The sequence below is a fragment of the Sorangium sp. So ce295 genome (genome assembly GCF_051527405.1).
In the GTDB taxonomy this organism is placed as follows: domain Bacteria; phylum Myxococcota_A; class Polyangia; order Polyangiales; family Polyangiaceae; genus Sorangium; species Sorangium cellulosum_B.
In genome coordinates, this window is sequence record NZ_CP150324.1 from 10,645,986 (window position 1) to 10,667,450 (window position 21,465).

At 68.9% G+C, this 21,465-nt stretch carries 16 protein-coding genes; 7 read left to right on the top strand and 9 right to left on the bottom strand.

Annotation, left to right across the window (positions count from 1 at the left end; translation table 11 throughout):
- Positions 1-18 precede the first annotated feature (18 nt).
- From WMF11_RS40380 to WMF11_RS40390, 3 genes are all read right to left on the bottom strand, one after another.
- Complete coding sequence (locus WMF11_RS40380; RefSeq protein ID WP_437904463.1) at positions 19-2,070, bottom strand: S1 RNA-binding domain-containing protein; 2,052 nt, start codon at positions 2,068-2,070, stop codon at positions 19-21.
- A 127-nt stretch (positions 2,071-2,197) separates the two neighbouring features.
- Positions 2,198-3,298 (bottom strand): P-loop NTPase, encoded by a 1,101-nt coding sequence (locus WMF11_RS40385; RefSeq protein ID WP_437545093.1) that lies wholly within the window; start codon positions 3,296-3,298, stop codon positions 2,198-2,200.
- 126 nt (positions 3,299-3,424) lie between these two features.
- Entirely contained in the window at positions 3,425-4,660 is a 1,236-nt protein-coding gene (locus WMF11_RS40390; protein WP_437974586.1) for a hypothetical protein, read from the bottom strand.
- Positions 4,661-5,067: 407 nt separating this feature from the next.
- On the opposite strand from WMF11_RS40390, the gene WMF11_RS40395 reads away from it, so the two are divergent.
- From WMF11_RS40395 to WMF11_RS40405, 3 genes are all read left to right on the top strand, one after another.
- On the top strand, positions 5,068-5,595 hold the full coding sequence (locus WMF11_RS40395; protein WP_437904465.1) for a TlpA disulfide reductase family protein: 528 nt from the start codon (positions 5,068-5,070) through the stop codon (positions 5,593-5,595).
- 147 nt (positions 5,596-5,742) lie between these two features.
- Positions 5,743-6,267, top strand: coding sequence for a TlpA disulfide reductase family protein (locus tag WMF11_RS40400; RefSeq protein WP_437295034.1), 525 nt, complete (start codon positions 5,743-5,745; stop codon positions 6,265-6,267).
- A gap of 88 nt (positions 6,268-6,355) precedes the next feature.
- On the top strand, positions 6,356-8,371 hold the full coding sequence (locus tag WMF11_RS40405) for a DUF6029 family protein (RefSeq protein ID WP_437974587.1): 2,016 nt from the start codon (positions 6,356-6,358) through the stop codon (positions 8,369-8,371).
- Positions 8,372-8,407: 36 nt separating this feature from the next.
- Here the strand turns inward: WMF11_RS40405 and WMF11_RS40410 are convergent, their stop codons facing one another.
- The gene (locus WMF11_RS40410) at positions 8,408-9,730 is read right to left on the bottom strand and encodes a hypothetical protein (RefSeq protein ID WP_437974588.1); all 1,323 of its coding nucleotides are present in this window, start codon (positions 9,728-9,730) and stop codon (positions 8,408-8,410) included.
- A gap of 95 nt (positions 9,731-9,825) precedes the next feature.
- On the opposite strand from WMF11_RS40410, the gene WMF11_RS40415 reads away from it, so the two are divergent.
- Together WMF11_RS40415 and WMF11_RS40420 are read left to right on the top strand one after the other, a co-directional pair.
- Entirely contained in the window at positions 9,826-10,815 is a 990-nt protein-coding gene (locus tag WMF11_RS40415) for a diacylglycerol/lipid kinase family protein (RefSeq protein WP_437904468.1), read from the top strand.
- A 130-nt stretch (positions 10,816-10,945) separates the two neighbouring features.
- Positions 10,946-11,908: an acyl-CoA desaturase gene (locus WMF11_RS40420; protein WP_437974589.1), complete on the top strand. Its 963-nt coding sequence runs from the start codon at positions 10,946-10,948 to the stop codon at positions 11,906-11,908.
- A gap of 280 nt (positions 11,909-12,188) precedes the next feature.
- Here the strand turns inward: WMF11_RS40420 and WMF11_RS40425 are convergent, their stop codons facing one another.
- The gene (locus WMF11_RS40425; protein WP_437545102.1) at positions 12,189-13,874 is read right to left on the bottom strand and encodes a CTP synthase; all 1,686 of its coding nucleotides are present in this window, start codon (positions 13,872-13,874) and stop codon (positions 12,189-12,191) included.
- Positions 13,875-14,334: 460 nt separating this feature from the next.
- Between WMF11_RS40425 and WMF11_RS40430 the strand changes: the two genes are divergently transcribed.
- A complete protein-coding gene (locus tag WMF11_RS40430) occupies positions 14,335-15,234 on the top strand; it encodes a fumarylacetoacetate hydrolase family protein (RefSeq protein WP_437545103.1) in 900 nt (299 codons plus the stop codon).
- A 46-nt stretch (positions 15,235-15,280) separates the two neighbouring features.
- Here WMF11_RS40430 and WMF11_RS40435 read toward each other — a convergent pair whose 3' ends face one another.
- Both WMF11_RS40435 and WMF11_RS40440 read right to left on the bottom strand, forming a co-directional pair.
- Positions 15,281-15,763: a hypothetical protein gene (locus WMF11_RS40435; RefSeq protein ID WP_437974590.1), complete on the bottom strand. Its 483-nt coding sequence runs from the start codon at positions 15,761-15,763 to the stop codon at positions 15,281-15,283.
- Positions 15,760-16,293, bottom strand: coding sequence for a hypothetical protein (locus WMF11_RS40440; RefSeq protein ID WP_437974591.1), 534 nt, complete (start codon positions 16,291-16,293; stop codon positions 15,760-15,762). The genes WMF11_RS40435 and WMF11_RS40440 overlap by 4 nt, the downstream gene beginning before the upstream one ends.
- 177 nt (positions 16,294-16,470) lie before the next feature.
- Between WMF11_RS40440 and dacB the strand changes: the two genes are divergently transcribed.
- Entirely contained in the window at positions 16,471-18,045 is a 1,575-nt protein-coding gene (dacB, locus tag WMF11_RS40445) for a D-alanyl-D-alanine carboxypeptidase/D-alanyl-D-alanine endopeptidase (protein ID WP_437974592.1), read from the top strand.
- A 158-nt stretch (positions 18,046-18,203) separates the two neighbouring features.
- Here the strand turns inward: dacB and WMF11_RS40450 are convergent, their stop codons facing one another.
- Positions 18,204-19,688, bottom strand: coding sequence for a sigma-70 family RNA polymerase sigma factor (locus WMF11_RS40450; protein ID WP_437545108.1), 1,485 nt, complete (start codon positions 19,686-19,688; stop codon positions 18,204-18,206).
- 1,414 nt (positions 19,689-21,102) lie between these two features.
- On the bottom strand, positions 21,103-21,462 hold the full coding sequence (rplT, locus tag WMF11_RS40455; protein ID WP_012239853.1) for a 50S ribosomal protein L20: 360 nt from the start codon (positions 21,460-21,462) through the stop codon (positions 21,103-21,105).
- Positions 21,463-21,465 lie beyond the last annotated feature (3 nt).

The window sequence follows — 21,465 nt, forward strand, 5'->3', positions numbered from 1 at the left end:
GCGCGCGCCTCCCCGGGATCAGCTCTTCTTCATCAGGTCGGCGAACGTGCCGAACTTGGCCTCGCGCGCGACCCCCGCGCGGTACTGCTGGTACGCCTGCTTCTCGGCGTCCTCCTTGAGGGCGCGGATCGACAGCTTGGCCTCGCCCCGACGCGGATCCACCTCGATGACCTTCGCGTCGAGCTGGGTCCCGATGGGGAACTCCTTCCGGAGGTCGGTGCCACGCTGGGTACCGGTGTGGCCGGCCGGGATGAAGCCGCGAGCCGCTCGCCCCGTGGTGCCGAGCACCCGGACGACGAGCCCCCCTTCGGTCACCTGCGTGACGGACACCTTCACCGCCTTTCCCTGCTGAACGCGCTGGCGCGGCTCGCTCTCCTCGCCCTCGGGCGGAGCAGGGTGGAGCCCGATGCGCCGGCCCGCGGCGTCGCAGGTCGCGACGACAACGTCGACGTCGTCACCGACCTTCACGACCTCGTCCGGGTGCTGGATCGGCTTCATCGAGAGGTCGGCCGTGTGGATGAGCCCATCGATGCCCGGCTCGAGCTCGATGAACGCGCCGAACGGCTGCAGGCGAGCGACCTTGCCCTTGTGGCGCGTGCCGACCGCGTACTTCTCCTTCACCGCGTCCCACGGGTCGACCGTGGCGGCCTTGCGGCTCAGCCAGAGCTTGCCCTTGTCGTCGACGCGGAGGACCTTCACGTCGATCTCCGCGCCCGGCTTGAACAGGTCGGCCAGCTTGGCGCCGCGGTCGTGGCTCGCCTCGCTCATGTGGACCAGCCCCTCGACGCCGCCGGCGTCGGGGAGCGCGACGAACACGCCCCACGCGACGACCTTGCGCACGATGCCCTTGTGCAGCGAGCCGGGCTCGATCGACGTGAGCGCCTCGGTGCGCGCCTTCCGGCTCTCCTCCTCGAGCATCTTGCGGCGGGACACGACGATGTCGCGCCCCTTCTTCGCGAACTGGGTCACGCCGAAGTCGAGCCGCTGGCCCACGAGGTAGTTGAGGTCGGCGCCGTGGCGCAGATCGACGTGCGACGCCGGCGCGAAGGCGCGGAGGCCGCCGAGGTCGACCTCGAGCCCGCCCTTCACCGCCCCGGTCACGAACCCCTCGATCGACTCGCCGCTCTGGAGCGCAGCCTCGGCGCGCGCGCGCGCCTGATCGAGCTGCACCGGCGCCCTCGACAGGAGGAGCATGCCTCCGCGCACGCCGGTGCTCGCCACCGTCGCGATGAACTGATCCCCCTCGACGGGCGGCTCCTCCTCGAGGATCTCGCGACGGTCGAACAGCCCCGTCGCCTTCCCGGCGATGTCGATCCAGATGGCATGGTCGGTGATCTTGCTGACCTTGCCGAACACTTCCTCGCCGATGCTGAAGGCCGGGCGCTCGCGCGGCGGCGGCGCGCCCTGCCCCTTGCGCCGCTTGCGCTTCTCGCCACCAGGCTGCGGCTGCCCGCCTGCCTCGTCGGCCGCCTGCTCCTCCTCGCCCTCGTCTTCTTCTGCCGCGTCGGCCGCCTCCGCGCCGCTGGCCTCGGCCGCCTCAGCTGCCTCGCCCTCGGGCTGGCCGGCCTCCTCCGCGCCCTTGCGGCGACGGCGGCGACGGCGCTTCTTTCCAGCGCCACCCTCGGTCTGCGCGGCCGCACCGGCCTCTCCGGCCGGCGCGGGCTTCACGGCCGGCGCGGGCTTCGCGGCCGGCGCCGGCTTCGCGGCCGCCGGAGCGGTCCGCTTGCCAGGCGAGAACCCCGGCTTGCGGTTGCCGATATCATCCCGCGGCAGGCCTGGAACGCGGTTGCCGATGTTGTCGCCCGGCTGCTCTTCCCACTCGTCGTCGGCAGCGCTCGCCGGGGCGGCGGTCGCCGCCGCGGCCGGTGTCGCCTCGGACTGGGCCGAGCTCGCCTGCGACGACGCTTCTGCGCCGGGCTCGTGGCTCGCTTCGGTTGGGGGGGTGGACCCCCCTTCATGGGCTTGGGCTGCTTGCTCGGGCGCAGCGTTCGACGACTCGAGCGGGCCGCCCTGGTCGGCCGGAGCTCCCGGCGCGTCCGCCGGCGTGGTGGTATTTTCGTGGGTATTCATCCGCGCCTCGCGCGACAACGCATGCCGATGGGGGCGAAACGTGCTCGCGTTCTCTCCAGCGGCCCCCTCGGTTGAATGGGGGGAAGGGGCCGGAACCATATCGTATCCGGGACGTTTACGCGAGAGCCTACCGCATGATGGGCAGGTGCTTGTTGGTCCCCCCGCTCCGATCGATGCGGAGGCCGCCCCCGCTCGCGAGGTTGTGGGCGCTGACCTGGCCGGCCAGCCGCTCCGCCACATCCACGAAAGCGCGCGCGATCGGGCTGCTCGGGGCAGCCTGTACGACCGGCGTGCCGGCGTCGCCCCACTCCCGGATGGCCGGATCCATCGGGATCTGGCCGAGCAGCGGCGCCTCGGCGAACTCGGCGATCTTCTGCCCGCCGCCGGCCCCGAAGAGCTCGTGCCGCTTGCTGCACCCGTCGCACACGAAGTAGCTCTCGTTCTCGACCACGCCGAGCAGGGCGATCCCGACTTTCTGGGCCATCGAGACCGATTTATACACGTCCTGGAGGGCCACCTCCTGCGGCGTGGTCACGACGATCGCGCCCGTGGTCCTCATCTTCTGGGAAATCGTCAGCGCGATGTCGCCGGTACCGGGCGGAAGATCCAGCACGAGGTAGTCGAGCTCACCCCATTCCACATCGCGCATGAACTGGATCAGGGCGTTCTGGAGCATCGGCCCGCGCCAGACGACCGCCGATCTCGGATCTTCCAGCAAGAAGCCGATCGACATGAGCTTCACGCCGAAGCGCTCGAGCGGCAGGAACTTCTGTCCATCGGCCGACGTCGGGCGGCCCATCACGCCGAGCATGGTCGGGACGCTCGGCCCGTACATGTCCGCGTCGAGGAGGCCGACCTTGGCCCCCTCGCGGCTGAGCGCCAGGGTGAGGTTCGCGGCGACCGTGCTCTTGCCGACGCCGCCCTTGCCGCTCATCACGAGGATGATGTTCCGCACGCCCGGGGACGGGTCGTCCTGAAGGATGGTGCGCGTGGGGATGCCGACGTCCCACGCGATCCGGACGCCCTTCGCGCCGGCGCCCTTCAGAGCCGCCTCGATGTCCGCCGCGAGCCGCTGCTTGAAGTAGCTGGTCAGCTCGACGGTGAGCGAGACGGCCTCGCCCTCGACCGAGAGCTCCCGGACGCGACCGAGGTCGGTGATGGGGCGCTGGAGGTCCGGCGCGATGACCTTTGCCAGCGCGGCGAGCGCGGCGTCCTTCGTGATGGGCATGGGGCGAAGGAGTTAGGACTGCTCGGGATTCCCGTCAACCGGCGAGCGCGGCGTCGCCGCGGGCGCTGGCTCTGGCCTGGCCGGGCGCGGCGCGACACAGGCCGTTCGTGCGCCCGGCCGGCGCCGTCACCAGCAGGTGGAGACGCTTGAATCGGGGTCGCCGCGATCGAGCTGGCGCGACGGCAGGTAGCACCGCGAGTCCACGCAGTCCCCGCTCGAGCTCTGCTCGACGCACACGCACGCGCCGACGAGCCCGCTGGGCGACTTCGGGCAGACCTCAGCCGCGTTCTCCGCGGTGCACCGGATGGGGAGCGCCGCGTCCAGGCACGCCCGCTCGCCGCGCAGCGTGGTGGTGCACTCCATCGTGGAGTCCGCGTCGCCGCAGTCCATGTCGTTGCGGCACGGCTCGCAGAAGTTGCCCTTGCCGGTGCAGGCGCCGAACCGCGGGATGCACGCGCCCTCGTCGCACCGGTAGTCCAGGTCGCAGTCGGAGTCCTCGCTGCAGGACCTGGCGCACCGGCGCTCGCCGTCGATCGCGACGCAGCGCTGCTCCGCGGCGAACGAGCAGTCGAAATCGGTGCTGCACGGCGCGCACTGGGTGCGCTTGACGCAGGTGCTGCGCAGCAGGCACACCGGGCCCTCGACATAGGTGTTGCCGTCCCCGAACGTGGACGGGTCGATGCACTCCTCGTCGGTCTCACCGCAGAAGCCGTCATCCCCCTTGTCCGTGCCGCAGATCGCGTGAGGATCGCGGGACACGGCGCACTCGAAGCCGCCGGGGCAGTCCGCATCGCCCATGCAGTGCGGCATCGTGCAGTAGGCCTCGGCGTCGCCCTGCCCCTTGCCAAGGCACTCCAGGCCGAGCGAGGTGCACTGGTCGGGAGAGCAGGCCGGGACGACGCAGGCGCTGCCGTCGCTGCACTTGCCGGCGGAGCAGGCGGGATCGTCGCCGCACCGCTCCGTGTCGCGCTTGCACTCGCCTGGGTTCCCGTTGCATTGGATCGGGTTGCACGGCGTCTCGTCGGGGCAGCGACCGAACTGGCCGCACTCGGTGCCGAATGGACAGGGCGCACCGAAGCCCACCATCTTCTCCTTCTGCGTGCAGACCAGGATCTCGGCCTTCGTGTCGTCCTCCTCGGCCGGCGCGCAGTCCTGGATGCCTGGAATACATTCGCGGTGGCTGCTGCACCTGAGCACGCAGCGGTTGCCGACGCAGGTGTTGCCCTCCAGGCAGAGCTCTGGCTCGCATTTGCCCTCGCAGTTGCCGTCGACGATGACCCCCCCGAAGCATCTGTCCTGTGGCGTGCCCGACGAGCATGCGCCGCTCGCGATGGCCGCCCCGCTCGCCAGGCAGCACAGCATCAGGAAGGCGTGGATACTACGGAGACGGGGCCGACGGGCGCTGTGAGAAGCGACAACCTGCTGCATAGGACCTCAGCGCGGGAAACACCCGCGGATCGGGGCAGGCACGGCGGGCCTGGCCGGAGATTGCGGAAACGCGCTCCCGAGCGAAGCGGCGACGCCAAGGTTGCCCTTGACGCCCCCCGTGCCGCCCAGAAGAATGAGCACTCCTACACCATACTTCAGGCGGTGGCATCATGCGAATCGACGCGGTTCTCGGTGGGATGGGCCTTTTCGTCGTGGCGGCTCTAGGGCTCGTCGGCTGCGCAGAAGAGGATCCCATTCCTGCTCCTCCTTTTCCCGAGGGGACGGGTCAAGCTGCGAACGCTCGATATCCGGCTGGGCCGTATGGGGTGAGCCTCCACCGGGTGATCGCGAACTATCAGTTCGTCGGGTACGCCAACGCCGCCGAACACAACGACACGATGCAGCCGATTCAGCTCGCCGATTTCTACAACCCGACCGGGACGGAGGTCTTTCCGGAAGGCTCGCTTTACGGCGCGGGAGAGCCGAAGCCGAAGGTGCTGCTGATCGACGTCTCGTCCGTATGGTGCGGCCCCTGCAAAATCGAGGCAGAGTCCGTCCTGCCCGAGCTCTACAAGAAGTATCAACCTCAGGGCGGCGAGTTCCTTGTTCAGCTCGCAGACGGAAGGACCCCGGGCGAGGCGGCGGTCCCGAACGACCTGTACCGCTGGACGACCCGATACGACGTGCAGTACCCGTCGGCGATCGACCCTTCGTACAAGCTCGGCGCGCTCTTCCAGGCCGACGCGTTCCCGGCGAACATGATCGTCAGGACGCAGGACATGACGATCATGGAGATCGTCGCTGGCGTGCCCGAGGAAGACAGCAATTTCTGGCGAACCTTTGAGAAGATCATGAACGGCGAGCTCTGAACGAGCTTCGCCGTGGGCGCGTCGTCGAACCACCGGTCGGCGCGCGCGTGTAGGGAGAATCTGCCAGGGCGCCGCAGAGGGCGCCCGCGACGTTGAGCCCTTATGCCGGTCGGGCGCTCAGTCCGACCCCTTCGCGACGGAAACCCAATGAACAGAAAAACCCGCTGCGCGCTCTCGCTGGCGTTCATTGTCCTCGGCCTCGCCGCCGCCTCGTGCGGAGCGGCCTCAGGCGGCTCATCGGCGAGCCCGGCCCCGGATTTCTCGCTCCCCGCCCTCGACGGCAAGACGGTCAGGCTCTCGGACTATGCCGGCAAGAGCGTGGTGCTGATCGACTTCTGGTCGACCACCTGCGATCCGTGCCTGGCGGAGATGCCCCACCTCGTCGAGCTCTACAAGAAGCACAGGGACAAGGGGTTCGTCGTGCTCGCCGTGTCGCTCGACGGACCGGAGTCGCGGGCGCAGGTGAGCAGCACGGTCCACGACAGGGAGATGATCTTCCCTGTGCTCCTCGACGAGGAGACGACCGTGGCCGCCAGGTACAATCCGAAGCGCGAGCTTCCGTTCTCCGTGCTCATCGGCCGAGACGGCTCGATTCTCCACAAGCGCGGCGGGTACCAGCCCGGCGACGAGGCGGCACTCACCGAGCAGGTCGAAAAGGCGCTTGGCCTGTAGCGCCGGGGCGGCCGTCCGGCGCGCCTTCTCGGCGCGATCGACGGCTCGCTCGCTCCACGGCGGCGAGGTCCATGGTAGAGATCGGGCGGTGCGCAGCCCGCTCCTCTTCGTCCGTTCCTGCCTGACAGCGACGCTCCTCCTCGCGGCCTCGCCGGCGGCGGCGGTCGATCTCCCGAACGTCGGCGGCGAACCGCTCTCGCTCGATGTCGTGAACACCGCGGCCGTCAGCTACCACTTCGACAATCGCAACGACGATCGCCGCTATCCCGCACGCTATCTCGACGACAACTACGGAGAGATCGTCGATCGGGTCGACGCTCAGCTCAACTGGTGGCGCCTCCAGCTCGGGACGCGGCTCAACGCCTCTTTCTACCTAGCCAGGCCCTCGGCGACCAGCTTCGAGCTGCAACAGAAGGTCCTCAACGACGAGGTCTCGTTCAATCTGAACGACGCCACGCGGGAGGTTCACTCCCGCTATTTGACGACCGTCTATCCAGCGAAGCTCTGGCTCACCTACACGCAGCCGGGCATCGAGGCAACAGCAGGCGACTTTTACGCCCAACTCGGACGCGGCCTCGTTTTCAGCGTGCGGAAGATGGACGAGCTCGCCATCGACACGACCGTGAGGGGCGGCAGGCTCGTGCTCGACAAGGATTTCCAGCTATTCAGGCTCGAAGCCACCGCCTTCGCCGGGCAGATGAACCCGCTGCGCGTCGATGACGCGAGCGGCAGGCGGCTCCATGGCGACGGGTCGCCGCTCTTCTTCGGCTTCCCTGGCGCCGACGACCTTGTCACGCGCGAGACGACGGTGGATGCGCAGGGAAACCCTCGCACCCGCGATGTCACCGAAGGGGCACGGCCGAACTACCTGGAGGACACCGTGCTCGGCGGACGCTTGGAGGCAAGCCTGAAGGGCGTGGAGCTCGCGGTGAACGGCGCGCTGCTGCTGCGCAAGACATACACCGAAGAGTTCAACCGATGCCTGGACGAGGGCGGCGCAGATCTTCAGGTCGCGCTGCGCCTGTGCGGCGGAAAATTCCCGGAGTTCAATGTCGTCAGCGCCTCCCCTGCGCGGCAGCACAACACGATCCGCACGTTCAGCGGCTCGGTGAGCATTCCGTCCATCGCGGAGCGCGGGGACGTCTACGTCGAGGTTGCCGGTCAGCAGCTCCGTGGCGGTCATCTCGACCGTGATGACGTGCCGGCAAAGGACGTGTCCGGCTATGCGGTCTATCTGGCGGCGAACGGGCGCGGCGGTCCGCTCGCCGTCGCCGTCGAAGGGAAGCACTACCGGCGATTCTTCCCGCTCTCGGCCAACATCGACGTCTCTTCGCTGTCGAACCCGGGGTTCAATGCGCCGGAGTTCGACGGTGTGGCGTACAACCAGCCTCCGACGGCGGAGCCCATCTACGTCGAGCCGATCGGAGCGCCCAACGTCTGCGTGACCGGCGGGCGCGGGCGCGTCGACTATCGCTTCACCCGGAGCGCGGCCATTTATGCCTGGCTCGGTCGCTACGTGAGCTTCTCCGAGCGCCAGGCGAACGATGATTGCAAGACGGACGACGCGAACAGGACCGACACCTGGGACACCGCGGCAGGCACCGAGATCGATTTCGACGGCAGCCGATCGCACGTGCGCGCCTGGGCTGGAGTCCGGCAATCCGATGAAGCCGACACTGGCCACGTCTTCTATAGCGAGGGCTACGTCCGCTACGACGTCGTGAAGCACCTCGCCGGCGCGTTCTCGATCCAGGCGCAAGGCAACAGCCGTCGCCGTTACAGGCCAGAGAACTTCGAATCTTCCTGGGTCGAAGGGGACAACTACCTCGCGCTCCAGTGGTCGCCCCACCTCGCGGCGATGTTCGGCTACGAGTACACCTCACAGCCTGGGTGTGAGCCTGGCAAGGACACCGAGCTCTGCCATTTCTTCAACGGGGGGCTGCAGTGGAAGGCCGGGTCGAGGAGGACGACGCTCGACCGGATCGTCGATACCGCACAGCTCTTCGTGGGCCAGCGACGCGGGGGCCTGCGATGCGTTTCGGGCGTGTGCCGGTTCTTCCCACCGTTCGAGGGCGCACGGCTCGAGCTCGTCTCCAGGTTCTGAGCGACCGGACCACCTCGGGCGCAGCCTCGGCAACGCTCAGAACGCCTCGAGGATCTCGCAGGCCACCGAGTTCCTGACCTGGGGCTCGGCGTCGGCGAGGAGCGATGCAGCGCGCGGGATCTCGCCCAGCGCGACCAGGCCCGCCCCCGCCGCCTCGCGCACCGGGATCTCGCGGGATCGGACGTCGCGCTCCAGCAGCGGCACGACCGCGCGGACTCCTGCACGTGCGAGGACTCCCCGCGCGAGCACCGCGCGCGTCGACGTCCCCGCGGCGAGCTTCATCAGCCAAGCGACGGCCGCGGAGCGCTCGCGCGCCGCGACGTCCCGCGGCGCGGCGTCGACGTGGCGGCTATGGACGGCGAAGACCACGGCCTCATCCGGATCGCCCTGCGCCTCGATGAGCGCAGATCGCACCGCCGGGTCCTGGAGCGGCGCGGAGAGGATGGCGTAGACGCGATCCCGGCTCTGGCTGGAGCGGATGGAGCCGATGAGGACGGCGATCGCTTCGCCGACGCCCTCGCCTCCCGCGCGGACCAGCGCGCGCGCGGCGGCGATCGCGGGCGCGCCGCGCTGGGTGGAGATCGCCCAGCGCAGCTGCGCGCGTCCGCCGCTGTCCAGCGCGCGCGGCGTCGCCCACGCTTCGGCGATCGCCTCGCGCCCGGGTTCATCCGAGAGGGTCCAGACATCGCGCAGCGCCAGCACGAGATCCTGACCGCCGAGCGCCCCGGCGGCGCGGATCGCCAGCGTCCGCGCGAGCGGGTAAGGATCGAGCCGCGCCGCCTCGAGCAGCGCTTCCCGATCGCTCGGGTCCGCCGCCGCGGCGGCGGCGCGAAGCGCCGAGACGCGGACCTCCTGATCTCCGTCGAGCATCCGGGAGCGGCGCACCGCGCCGTCCTCGGCTGTGACGAGCGCCCGCGTCTCCAGCGCGCGGAGCGCCGTGTCCTTGCCGGGGTATCGCCCCGCCGCCGCGTCGCTTGCGTACCGCTTCACGCTCTCCGGGTCGGTGAGCCCCGCCTCGAGGAGGATCATCGCCGCGGCGGTCGCGATCGCGTCCGAGCCCGCGGCGCGCTCGGCGAGCGCGTCCTCCAGCGCGCGCGCGCATGTCCGGAGCTCGCGCAGCCGATCGGTCCCCGAGGGCGGCGTCGCGCGCGCGATCTCCCCCTGCGCGACCGCGCGGGCGATCGCTCGTGCGTCGTCGCTGTCCAGCGTGCCGCGGCGAAGCTCATCGCTCAACGTGCGCCGCAGCTCGTCGAACCTGCCCGCCTCGGCTGCGCGTAGGGAGGCCGAGCTCGCGCAGCCGGTGACGGCGGCGAACGAGAGGAGGCCGGCGAGGATCGACCGGGAGAGCACGCGGCGCATGACGCGCCTCTTACCGCGCCGAAGTTCGCGTTCGAAGCCCCTTCGGCTCGACCACCCGGGGAATCCGTTTTATAGGGCGGTCACGTTCCGGCACCATGCGTATCGACGTCATCGTCAACACCACGGCGCGCCGGTACCGGGCGAGGCCGTCGCTCATCGACCGCATGGCGGCCGCGTGCGCTGGCGCGGCGGAGCTCCACCCGACCTCGAACGTCACGGAGCTCGCGGAGGTCTGCGAGCGGCTCGCCCGGCGAGGCGCGGATCTCGTCGCGCTCTCGGGCGGCGACGGCAGCTTCATGGCCGGCGTCACGGCCCTCGCGCGCGCCTTCGGCGATCGCTCGCTGCCGCGTCTCGCCCTGCTGCCAGGCGGCACCGTGGCGACCGTCGCGCGGAACTGGGGCATGACCGGCGATCCGGCTGCGCTCCTCGCGCGGACGGTCAGCGAGGTTCGCGGCCTCCCGAGCGGCGCGGCCATCCCGAGCGCCGTCCGCCGGCCCACCCTGCGTGTGCGCGCGACGACCCGCAGCGGCGTCGAGGAGCGCATCGGCTTCATCTTCGGCACCGGGCTCGTGGCCAGCTTCTTCGATGTCTACTACGAGCGCGGAGGCGACGGCTACGGCGCCGCTGCGCGCATCGTGGCGCGGGTGTTCATCGAGTCCTTCTACGGCGGCGCCTACGCGCGCCGCGTCCTCGACCCGCTGCCGTGCACGATCGAGGTGGAGGGGCGGCAGCTCGCCCCACGCGCCTGGTCGCTCATCTGCTCGTCTGCAGTGCGTGACCTCGGGATCCACATGCTGGTCACCTACCGGGCAGGGGAGGATCTCGATCGCCCTCACCTCGTCGCCAGCGCCCTGCCCCCTCGAGAGCTCGGGCCGCGCGCTCCGCTCGTCCTCGCGGGCCGCCGGATCGGCGGCAAGGACCACTTCGACGACCTCGTCCAAGATTTCACGGTCCGGTTCGGCGCCGAGGCCAGCGCGACCTCGATCGGCGACGGCCCCTACATCCTCGACGGCGATCCCCTCCGAGCGAGCGAGATCCGGGTCTCGGCCGGGCCAGCCATCGACGTCCTCTCCCTGCGCCCCTGAGATCGCGCGCTCGTCGACGCCCTGCGCCGATCCGTCGGCGAGCCGGCGGCCGCATCGCATGACGGAATCATGACCAGCGTCGTGAGCCCCAGTGACGGGCGTGCTCGATGCTCCATCCACTTTGGAACCCATGACGCAAGCGCCTGCATCGAGCCCTACACGGGTCGTCGTACCGAAACCTGGCCCCAGCCTCGGCCAGATCTTCAACGTGCTGGGGATCACTGCGATCCACGTGGGCACCGTGGTCGCCATCCTCCGAGGTGCCACGTGGAAGCTCGCGGCGCTCGCCGCGGCCACGTACGTCGTCCGGATGTTCGCGATCACGGCGGTCTACCACCGGTACTTCTCGCACCGTAGCTACAAGACGAGCCGCGGCCTGCAATTCCTGCTCGCGCTGCTCGGCACCACGGCGACCCAGAAGGGCCCGCTGTGGTGGGGGGGGACGCACCGCGTCCACCACAAGTACTCGGACACCGAGCGCGACGTCCACAGCCCGCTCCGCAGGGGGTTCTGGTACGCGCACATGGGCTGGTGGCTCGGCCGCGAGCACGAGGAGCTCGACCTGAAGCGCATCCCTGACTTCGCGGGTTTCCCTGAGCTCCGCTGGCTGGACCGCTACCACGTGGTCGGGCCGCTCGGCATGATGGCGCTGCTCTTCGCGGTGGGCGGCTACGACGCGTTCCTGTGGGGCTATGTCGTGTCGACGTGCGCGCTCATGCACGGCACGTTCACGATCAACTCCCTCGCGCACGTGTTTGGCTCGCGGCGCTACGCAACGACCGACACGAGCCGCAACAACTTCTGGCTCGCGCTGATCACCCTCGGCGAGGGCTGGCACAACAACCACCACCACTACATGAGCAGCGCGAACCAGGGCTTCTTCTGGTGGGAGATCGACGTCAGCTTCTACGTCCTGCGCGCGATGGAGAAGCTCGGCCTGATCTGGGAGCTCAGGACCGCGCCGGCGCACGTGCTGCAGCGGAACCTGATCAAGGAGGTCGGTGAGCGTTCGCCGCTCCTCGCCCCTCAGACCACGAACGCCGAGCCCCTTGACGCCCCGCCGCTGGGCCGGCCGAGCCTCGGCGACGTCTGATCGCGCGCAGCGTTCGTCATCGATGATCTGCGGACGGAGGCTGCAGGGCCGCCTTCGTCCGCAAGAGCTCGCGACAAAACCCTCGGCGACCATCGCAGCGCCGCCCGGCTCGCCGTCGATGCGGCGGCCAGGGCCCCTCGGGAGCTCTGGCGCCGGCCGCTAGAGCGCGGGCGCATCTTCGTGCGCTGCGCGCTCATCCGCGTCGTTCGGCGTAGCTTCGTACGCGTTACTCGCCCGCCTAGCGGCCGAGCCCGTAGCGCACGAACCTGTGCACCCCGCTCTAGTTGACGGACGAGGCAGCTTGCTGGGTGTGCGCGGCGGCGGAATCGCCGGGCTTCGGCTTCTCGGCCTTGTTGCGCTCGCGTTGGCGCTCCAGACCGGCGCGCACGAAGCGCGCGAAGAGCGGGTGCGCGCTATGGGGGCGGCTCTTGAACTCGGGATGGAACTGACAGCCCACGAAGTACGGGTGCTCGCGCAGCTCGATCATTTCGACGAGGCGCTGGTCGGGCGACGTCCCGGAGAGCACGAGCCCCTTCTGCACCATCGCCTCGCGGTACTTGTTCGACACCTCGTACCGATGCCGGTGCCGCTCGCTGATGCTCGTCTGCCCGTACGCCTCCGCGGCGATCGACCCCTTGTCCAGGACGCACGGGTACGCGCCGAGGCGCATCGTCCCGCCCTTCTCGACGACCCCCTTCTGGTCGGGCATCAGATCGATCACCGGGTCGGCCGCGTTGCGATCGAACTCCACGGAGTTGGCTCCCGTCATGCCGCAGACGTGGCGCGCGTACTCGACGACCGCGAGCTGCATGCCGAGACAGATCCCGAAGAACGGGATCTTCTCCTCGCGCGCGTAGCGGATGGCTTCGATCTTCCCCTCGGTCCCGCGATCGCCGAAGCCGCCGGGCACGAGGATGGCGTCCAAGTTTGACAGCAGCTCGGGCGCGCCGCGCGCCTCGATCTGCTCGGAGTCGATGTACTCGAGTTCGACCCGCACGTCGTTGTGGAGCCCGCCGTGGACGAGCGCCTCGTGCAGCGACTTGTAGGAGTCGCGCAGGTGCACGTACTTGCCGACGACGCCGATCTTCACGATGCCGCGGGACGGCTTCTTGAATCGCTCGACGATGCGCTGCCACGGCGACAGGTCCGGCTGCCTCGCCCAGATGTTGAGCAGCTCCGTGATCTTCTCGTCGATCCCCTCGGCGTGGAGCACGAGGGGGAGCTCGTAGATGCAGTCGACATCGACGGCCGCGATCACGCAGTCGACGGCGACGTTCGAGAAGAGGGAGATCTTCTCCTTCATGCTGCGCGGGAGCGGCCGATCGCAGCGACAGAGGAGGATGTCCGGCTGAATGCCGATCTCGCGCATCTCCTTCACCGAGTGCTGGGTGGGCTTCGTCTTCAGCTCGCCCGCCGTCGCGATGAACGGCACCAACGTGACGTGCACCGAGATCGCGTTCTGCGCGCCCGACTCCACCTTGAGCTGGCGGATCGCCTCGATGAACGGAAGCGACTCGATGTCCCCCACGGTGCCGCCGACCTCGACAATCGCAACGTCAGCCCCGTCCGCAGCAGAACGGATGCGCAGCTTGATCTCGTCCGTGACGTGCGGGATCACCTGCACCGTCGCCCCGAGGTACTCGCCGCGGCGCTCCTTCGAGATGACCGCCTCGTAGACGCGGCCGGTGGTGAAGTTGTTCTGGCGGCTCATCCGGGCGAGCGTGAAGCGCTCGTAGTGCCCGAGATCGAGATCGGTCTCCGCTCCATCGTCTGTGACGAAGACCTCGCCGTGCTGGTAGGGGGACATCGTGCCGGGATCGACATTGATGTACGGGTCCAGCTTGAGGTGGGTGACCTTCAACCCACGGGACTCCATCAGCGCCCCGATCGAGGCCGCAGCCAGTCCCTTGCCGATCGACGATACGACTCCGCCTGTGACGAAGACGAACTTGGTCCGCTTGCTCATGACCCATCGCTCCGCTGCGCCGTGTGCGCGCCTGTAACCAGTCCCTCGAGCGGCGCTCCAAGATGAGCGCCGCCAAGGGTCGGCTGTCCACGGCAAATACCTTGCCCGGCTTACAAGCCGCACGGCCCCGTCAGCAGGACCGAAGCCGGAGGAAACCCCGCGACGGGGAACCCCGCGCCGGCAACAGAACCTGACCTGCCGTACGAGCCCATCTGCAACCGGCAGGGACCCACGGCAAGCCTGCGCGACGTGATGCCGCTCTGAATCCGCCGGCATTCTAGGCCGCTCTCCCAGCGCGTCAATGCAAAGGACAATCCGATGTCCCAAGAAGGGTCGAGTCCCTCGGGATCGGGCGCCGACCGCCGGCCGCAGGCGTAGGCGCTGGGGGCTCCGCCGGCCTGAGAGCGTCGGCGGACCGGGATGGTACGCTCCGCCGGCGCCCGGCGGGCCTGGTCACGCCATGAGAATCGCGCACGTGCTCCAGCTCGCGACGTCCACCCCGATCGTAGCGCTCGAACGGGACGGGGCGCTCTACGACGTCGCGGAGCTAGAGCGCCACTTCGGGACGAAGCTCGCGGACATCCGCGGCGTGTCGGACTTCCACACGCGCGTGGTGGCGCTCCGTTGCGCCGGCCTTCACGCGCTGGATGATCGGCTGCTCAGCGGAGATCGTCCCGCGTCGACGCACCTGCACCCAGCCACGATCTTGTGGCTGCCTCCCTGCGCCACCGATCGCGCGGCGTACATCCAGCTCGGCCCCTACGCGCACGGCGCCGAGCGCCCCTGGTATCGGTTCGGCAACAGCCGCGCGCTGCTCGGACACGCGGCCGAGATCCCCTTCCCCGCGCTCGAGGACAGGCCCGACTACGAGCTGAACCTCGCGGTGGTCCTCGGCGAGGATTTGCGGCGCGCCGCCCCGGAGGAGGTGGAGCGCGCGATCGCTGGCTACACCGTGCTGAACGACTGGACCGCGCGCAGCCTGGAGGCGCGATCGCTGGTGCGCGGGCTCCCGCCGTCGGAGGCGAAGGACTTTGCAACGCAGCTCGGCCCGGTGCTCGTCACGCCCGACGAGCTCGGCTCGGTCGAGGCGCTGCGGACCCAGGTCCGCGTCGACGCCGAGACGCGCTCCTGTTCGCGCGTTGGCGAGTGGACCTTCTCGCTGGCGGAGTCCGTCGCGTACATCAGCAACCACGTCGAGCTGCGCGCGGGCGACGTGATCGGAGCAGGCCGCGTCTTCGGTGGGAGCGCTGATCAGCGCGTACCGTACGGCGCCAGCGTCGAGCTGATGATCGAGCGCATCGGACGGATGATCGGCAAGCCCGTCTGCGGCCCCGCGCTGTTGCCATGGCGCCGCCGGTGAGCGGGCGTCGGCGCATCACCGCGCGGCCCGCGTGGTTCTCGGTAGCTCAGAACGTGCCGACGACGCCGATGCCCATGCTGGTCGCGGTGATCACCGGGGCCGGCCGCACCGTCAGCGCCGCAGGGGTCGAAGGCTGCGCCGAGCGCGCCTCCGTGGTCATGAAGATCCCTTCGCCGACGAGACCCAGACCGGCGAGCTGCGCGAGCCCACCGATGGCGGTGAGAGCCCCGCGAACGTACAGCGTCGCTCCGCAGTCCGGATCGTCCGCGGCGCAGCCGTTCTTGGCGAGCGCGAGCCATGGACCGGCGATCGGGATCTTCAGCTCGCTCGCCCCAGGGACCTCTGGCCATGACGATGCGGCGAGGAACGCCGCGCCGTAGGCGAGCGCCGTCACGGCCACCCCGCCGACGATGACCTTCACGCGTGCCGAGGACGGCGGGTACCGCGGAGGCGCCGCCGGCTCCTCCGCGCCGGCGGAGGCGGCGGCCAACCCCAGCGCGGCGACGACGGCGATTGAGGCGAGCTTCATGGCGTCTTCGTTCCGGAAGCTCCCGCGCCCGACTTCTTGGACGGCAGCTTCACGGTGTACGGGACCTCGAGCGGTTCGCCATCGAACGGCAGCACGATCTCTCCGACGAAGGCGCGCTTCACGCAGGATTCGGCGGGCGTCCCTGCGAAGGGCGGCCCGACCAGCACGTCGGTCACGCGTCCCTTCTGGCCGTCGAACACGACCTTGACCTCTCCCTCGCCCGTCGGGGCGTTGGACACGACCTCGGCGCAGTTCGCCGCCTTGTCCCCTCCGCGTCGCAGGGCGATCTCCATCTGCTTCTTCTGATCGGGGTTGAGCCCGCCCCCGCTGTCCGCCGACGCGCCCGCCTCGGTGCCGGAGCTGCCCGCCTCGGCGCCGGAGCTCCCCGTCTCGGCTGGTGCGGCAACATCGGACGGTGCCTGATCGAAGTTGTAGTCTTCCCCTGCCTGCTTGGGCTTGGCGCCGGAGCATGCTGCAGCCGCGAGGATGATGAGCGGCAAGAGCGCGCGGGTCGAATGCTGCTGGGACACGGTGTCCTCCCTTCGAACAGAGCGTGAAGGAGCGTCTGCGCGCACCCTAGCAAGCTCTCCTTTCCGAGGACAACCCCGAGCGCACACGCGCGCACCGATGAGCGACGCCGGGCTGCTACGACCGGTCGACCGGAGGAGGCGTCCGCGGTGAAGGCGGTGTAGAGGCGGAGAGATCTCATGCCTCGACATCCCCGCCGTACAGTCTCCGCGGTCGCGCTCGTGCTCTCGTCCCTCCTCGCCCGCCCCGGCGGCTCCCAGCCGCTCGACAGCGGCGCCGCTCCCGCTGACCGCTCGACCCCCACAGCGAGGCCGACCCAGGGAGCCCCCGTCTCGCCGAGCGCGCCTCCAGCGCCCCTCACGTCGCACGGACCTCGAAAAATCGACCCTGAGCGCGCTCGAGCGCAGGTCGATACGCTCGTTGCCGACGTGCGCCGCCTGGGGGGACGGGTCGGCGTGCTCGCCCTCGACGTCGCCAGCGGCGCGACGCTCGCGGCCTTCGATCAGCGCGGCCTGTACAACCCTGCATCCAACGCGAAGCTCTTCACGGCAGCCGCCGCGCTTCGCCTGCTCGGGCCGAGCTACCGCTACCTGACCGGCCTCTACGGGGACGCGTCGAACGGAACCGTCGCAGAGCTCGTGCTCCGGGGTTCGGGCGATCCCTCCCTCAAGACGCGTGATCTCTGGGAGATGGCGCGCGCCTTGAGGGCGTCCGGCGTCCGGAAAGTCGCGGCGATCGCGATCGACCAAGGCTACTTTGACACGCGCTACGTGCCTCCGGCCTTCGAACAGCAGCCGGAGGAGTGGGCGGCCTTTCGCGCCCCGGTCGCGGCAGCCTCGCTGAACGCGAACGCCTTGCTCTTCACGGTGCGCCCGTCGAAGGCAGGGCAGGCTGCCTCTGTCGCGATCGATCCCCCGGGCTTCACGGTGCTCCAGGGCACGGTGACCACCGCGAGGCGCGGCACACCAGAGAAGCTCGGGGTCCGGCTCGAGCCGAACGGCCAGCGCCTCGTCGCGCACCTCAGCGGGCACGTCCCAGAGGGCGGCCGCGCGGTGAGCCTGGCGAGGCGCGTCGACGATCCCCGCCTGGTCGTAGCGTATGCGCTCAAGGAGATGCTGCTGGAGGTGGGCGTCGACGTCTCCGGCGAGGTGCGGCTCGGCGGTGAGCGCCAGAAGCGGCTCCTGGTGGCTCACCGCTCGGCGCCGCTCGGCGAGCTCCTCTCCGCCCTCGGGAAGGACAGCGACAACTTCTACGCGGAGACGATCTTCAAGACGCTCGCCGCAGAGAAGCGCGGGCGCCCCGGCACAGCCGAGGGTGCCGCGGAGGTGGTCGGCGAGACCCTCAGGGAGCTCGATGCGTTCGGGCAAGACGTCGTCTTGAGGAACGGCTCGGGCTTGTTCGACGCCGCTCGCGCATCGCCGGAGGCCATCGTCCGGCTGCTGCGCGCCGCACTTCTCGATCCGGCGCTCGGCGCAGATTTCACCGCGCAGCTCGCGATCGGCGGTGTCGACGGCACCTTGCGCAGCCGCTTCCGCGGGTGGTCGAAGGAGCGCGCCATCCGTGCCAAGACGGGAACGCTCGCCTCGGTGGTGGCCCTGTCTGGCTACATCCTCGCGCCCCCTGGTCGTTCCCCGATCGCCTTCGCCGTGCTCGCCTCCGACGTCCCAGGGAAGATCGACCCCGCACGAAGGGCCATCGACCACTTCGTCGAGTCGCTCGCCGACGAGCTCTGGACGGACGCACGCACGCCGTGAGAGCGCGGGTTGTCTCGTGTCGGCCCGCTGCGCTGCGCTCCCGGCCCCGCTCACGTCTGCGCGCCCCCACGCAGCTGCGTGCTCGGGCGGCTCAAGCAAAGCGGCCGCGCAGCATGACGCCGCGCGGCCGCTTCACCGACTCGTGCTGAGCTCGTCGCTCAGTAGTCGCGCATCTGCTTGCGGATCTTCCCGAGCGCCTGCTCCTGGAGCTGACGGATGCGCTCGCGCGACAGGTTGTACTTGTCGCCGATCTCCTTGAGCGTGAGCTCGTCCTCGTCGTCGAGGCCGAAGCGCCAGCGGATGATCCGCGACTCGATCGGCGTGAGCGTGGTCAGGAGACGCCGGACCTCGTCGCTCCACTTCCTGTTGGCCAGGTGATCGAACGGCGACAGCGCGTTCTCCTCCTGGAGGAAGTCGATGAACTTGCGTCCATCCTCGTCACCGACCGGACGATCGAGCGAGAAGGGCGTCTCCGCGTAGAAGTCCTTCACCTTGTCGAGCTTCTCGCGCGGAACCCCCGTCTCCTTCTCGAGCTCCTCGATGGTCGGCTCATGCCCCGTGCGCGCGATGATCGCCTGCGTCGCCCGCGCCACGCGGTTGTACGTATCGAGCATGTGGACCGGGATGCGGACCGCGCGGCCCTTGTCGGCCAAGGCGCGGCTGATCGCATGCCTGATCCACCACGACGCATACGTCGAGAAGCGGTAGCCACGGCTGTGGTCGAAGCGCTCCACCGCCTTCATCAGGCCGATGTTGCCTTCCTGGATCAGATCGATGAGCGGCAGGCGCCCGCGGTTGTAGCGCCGCGCGATCGACACGACGAGCCGCAGGTTGGCCTTCACGAAGCGGTTCTTCGCGTCGTGCTGCGCCTGGAAGGATCGCTCGACCCGATCGAGGTAACGGCGGTAGGAGCCAGACATCGGGAGCCTCGGCCGCGTGGGGCGGGTCTCCTCGGGATCGCTCACGTCGTCCTCGAAGTCGGGCTCGCGCACGAGATCGCGCGCGATGGTGAAGGCACGAGCCATCCAGAGGCGATCCGAGTCAGGCAGGCGGACAGCCGCCGCGAGCTCCTCGGAGAGCTGGGTCCACGGCTTCTCCTGCTCGGCGAGCAGCTTTCCCTTCTGCTTCTTCGCCAGGCGAACGAGCTTCTGCAGCTCCGCGATCTGAGGAGCCTTCACCTCGTCCTCACCCGCCTTGGCGACATCCTCCTCGAGCGCGGTGAGGATGTACTCGGCCGCAGGCAGGTAGGAGAGGAGAGCCACCCAGTGCTCCACCTCCGTGCGCTCGACCGCCCGCGCGGTGTCGAGCTCCTCGTCCGGCCCCATGACGGGGTGGAGCGCCATGTCGCGGAAATAGCGGGCGAGCATCGAGTCACCGCCCCCGTCCTCGACATCCTTCAGCTCCCGATCCTGGTTCCGCGCGCGCTCGGGCTGAGGCAGCCGATCGAGCGGTCCGAGGTCCAGATCGATGAAGTCAGCCGCCCGCTCCTCATCGAGGATCTCGGCCGGGCGGGGTCGCACAGCCGTCTCCTCCGTCTGGTCATCTTCCAGAAGGCCGAGCGCTGCGATTTCCGGCGTGGCCGTCCCACCCTGAGCGAGCGGGTCGCCCTTCACTACAGTGGCGTTGCTCTTGGTCGACCTCATGGCGGCTCCCTCCACGGTGGTAGCTCCTTGAAAGTGCGAGCGCGGCGACTGGTTGTCCCCGAAATCTTCGACCTCGGAGACCTCCACCTCGGTGGTCTGCGATGCCCCCCGCCGGGGAGCCGATGCGGTCTCGGCCCCCTGCGAGCTCTTGGATGCCGCGAGCCGCGCAGAGGCACCTACAGCAGAGGACTTGGCGTTTCTCCGCGCAGTTTCTGGACGGCGGGCGGTCGACGTGCTCATCTTGGTCTTTGTGTCGGCGTTCACTTCTAAACGGCTGACCTTGCGAGATTGAAATGTCTCGCCACCTTTTGACGGCGGGCGAGACGATTTCGTGCCAAACAGAGGGGAGGAGCTGACCGAAGGAGCCCCTGTTGAAACTGGCAACCGCTGGTGCTTTCTTTTGATTCCGGTCGAACTCTTCTCACCTGAGGCAGGTCTGCTCTTGCAGAATGATGCTCCTGCGCCAGTCCCCGGTAGCACCTCAGCTCCCGAAGCAAAAACAGTGCCTTTTTTAGCGTGCGTTCCCGCTTCTCCCGTTTGAGAGCTCGACCTGGGTGCGCTATGTAGAGCGGAAGGCGCTGTCCATGTCCTGTCGAGCGAGACGTTTCGCTGCGACCGAGCCGAACGGCATGGCTGGGTACGCTTCCGGGGACGCAACAACATCGGCAACCTGCTCTCCTTGGGGACACCTCGAGTTCGCCAGCGTTCCGCGGTTCGGTGGGTCCGCCCTCGCAGCCTAGGCAAGGGAATTTCGCTGTCTTATCCAGCGTGTAGGAGCCCGTACCTAGCCGCTGAGGCCGTTCTCTCAGTGAGCTTCGATGTTTCCTGAACCTGGGCCTCCCGATGGCAATGTCGAGCCCTCACCCGACGGACGAAGGCGGAGAAGGTTATTTTTCGCGACAGACCGCCTGGAAAGTTGGGAATTCCGGCAACAATTTCAGCCTCAGCGCAATTAATCGCTAAGTCTGTCCCCGGAGAGGGGACCGGGATCACGCCCTAGGTTGGTCAGGCCTCGGCTGGGGACGCAGGGCCTCTTGTAAAGACAACGATCGGTCGCTGGCGGACTGAGCTGGGTCGGAGTTTACCCTGATCACACGATCATAGGGTGCCATCGGCGGTGCATAGTAGGTGCGCACGAAATGCACGCTGCGCATCTGCTCGGTGCCTACTCGCCTCACACTGACGATGCTGATCACCGTCAGCGACGGCAGCCGCACGTCCCCGCCTGAGGGATGCGCCCGAACTCTACGTCTGCGATGCAACCCGAGGGATCGCTCGCAGCGGAGGCGAGTCAAAAATACGAAATACTACGATAATCGGGCACTTGCGAGGGAAGGGGAGCGGCCTTGGCCAGTTTCGGCCGTTCCGCATCGGGGTGGTCGAACGGCGGGCCGAAGACCACCCCGCGGAGCCGTCACTTCGCCGCGGCGGGCGAAGCGAGCTTCGCCACAGCGCCGAACGACGCAGGATCGTGGATCGCGATCTCCGAGAGGATCTTCCGATCGAGGGCGATGCCTGCCTTCTTGAGCCCGCTGACGAGGCGGGAGTAAGTCGTGCCGTTGAGGCGCGCGGCAGCGTTGATCCTGGTGATCCAGAGGCGACGGAAATCCCGCTTCTTGAGCTTGCGGCTGATGTAGCCGTACTCCCAGGCGTGGCGGAGCACCTCGACCGCCTGGCGGAAGCGGTTCTTTCGGCCGAGGAAGTAGCCCTCGGTCTGGTTGAGGACACGGTTGCGACGGCGACGGGCCTTGAAGCCTCTCTTTACACGCGGCATCGG

Coding starts and splice junctions, on each gene's coding strand:
- WMF11_RS40400 (WP_437295034.1), top strand. CDS start 5,743: ATGAACAGAAAAACCCGCTGCGCGCTCTCGCTGGCGTTCATTGTCCTC.
- WMF11_RS40380 (WP_437904463.1), bottom strand. CDS start 2,070: ATGAATACCCACGAAAATACCACCACGCCGGCGGACGCGCCGGGAGCT.
- WMF11_RS40430 (WP_437545103.1), top strand. CDS start 14,335: ATGAGAATCGCGCACGTGCTCCAGCTCGCGACGTCCACCCCGATCGTA.
- WMF11_RS40390 (WP_437974586.1), bottom strand. CDS start 4,660: ATGCTGTGCTGCCTGGCGAGCGGGGCGGCCATCGCGAGCGGCGCATGC.
- WMF11_RS40415 (WP_437904468.1), top strand. CDS start 9,826: ATGCGTATCGACGTCATCGTCAACACCACGGCGCGCCGGTACCGGGCG.
- dacB (WP_437974592.1), top strand. CDS start 16,471: ATGCCTCGACATCCCCGCCGTACAGTCTCCGCGGTCGCGCTCGTGCTC.
- WMF11_RS40410 (WP_437974588.1), bottom strand. CDS start 9,730: ATGCGCCGCGTGCTCTCCCGGTCGATCCTCGCCGGCCTCCTCTCGTTC.
- WMF11_RS40450 (WP_437545108.1), bottom strand. CDS start 19,688: ATGAGGTCGACCAAGAGCAACGCCACTGTAGTGAAGGGCGACCCGCTC.
- WMF11_RS40425 (WP_437545102.1), bottom strand. CDS start 13,874: ATGAGCAAGCGGACCAAGTTCGTCTTCGTCACAGGCGGAGTCGTATCG.
- WMF11_RS40420 (WP_437974589.1), top strand. CDS start 10,946: ATGACGCAAGCGCCTGCATCGAGCCCTACACGGGTCGTCGTACCGAAA.
- WMF11_RS40435 (WP_437974590.1), bottom strand. CDS start 15,763: ATGAAGCTCGCCTCAATCGCCGTCGTCGCCGCGCTGGGGTTGGCCGCC.
- rplT (WP_012239853.1), bottom strand. CDS start 21,462: ATGCCGCGTGTAAAGAGAGGCTTCAAGGCCCGTCGCCGTCGCAACCGT.
- WMF11_RS40385 (WP_437545093.1), bottom strand. CDS start 3,298: ATGCCCATCACGAAGGACGCCGCGCTCGCCGCGCTGGCAAAGGTCATC.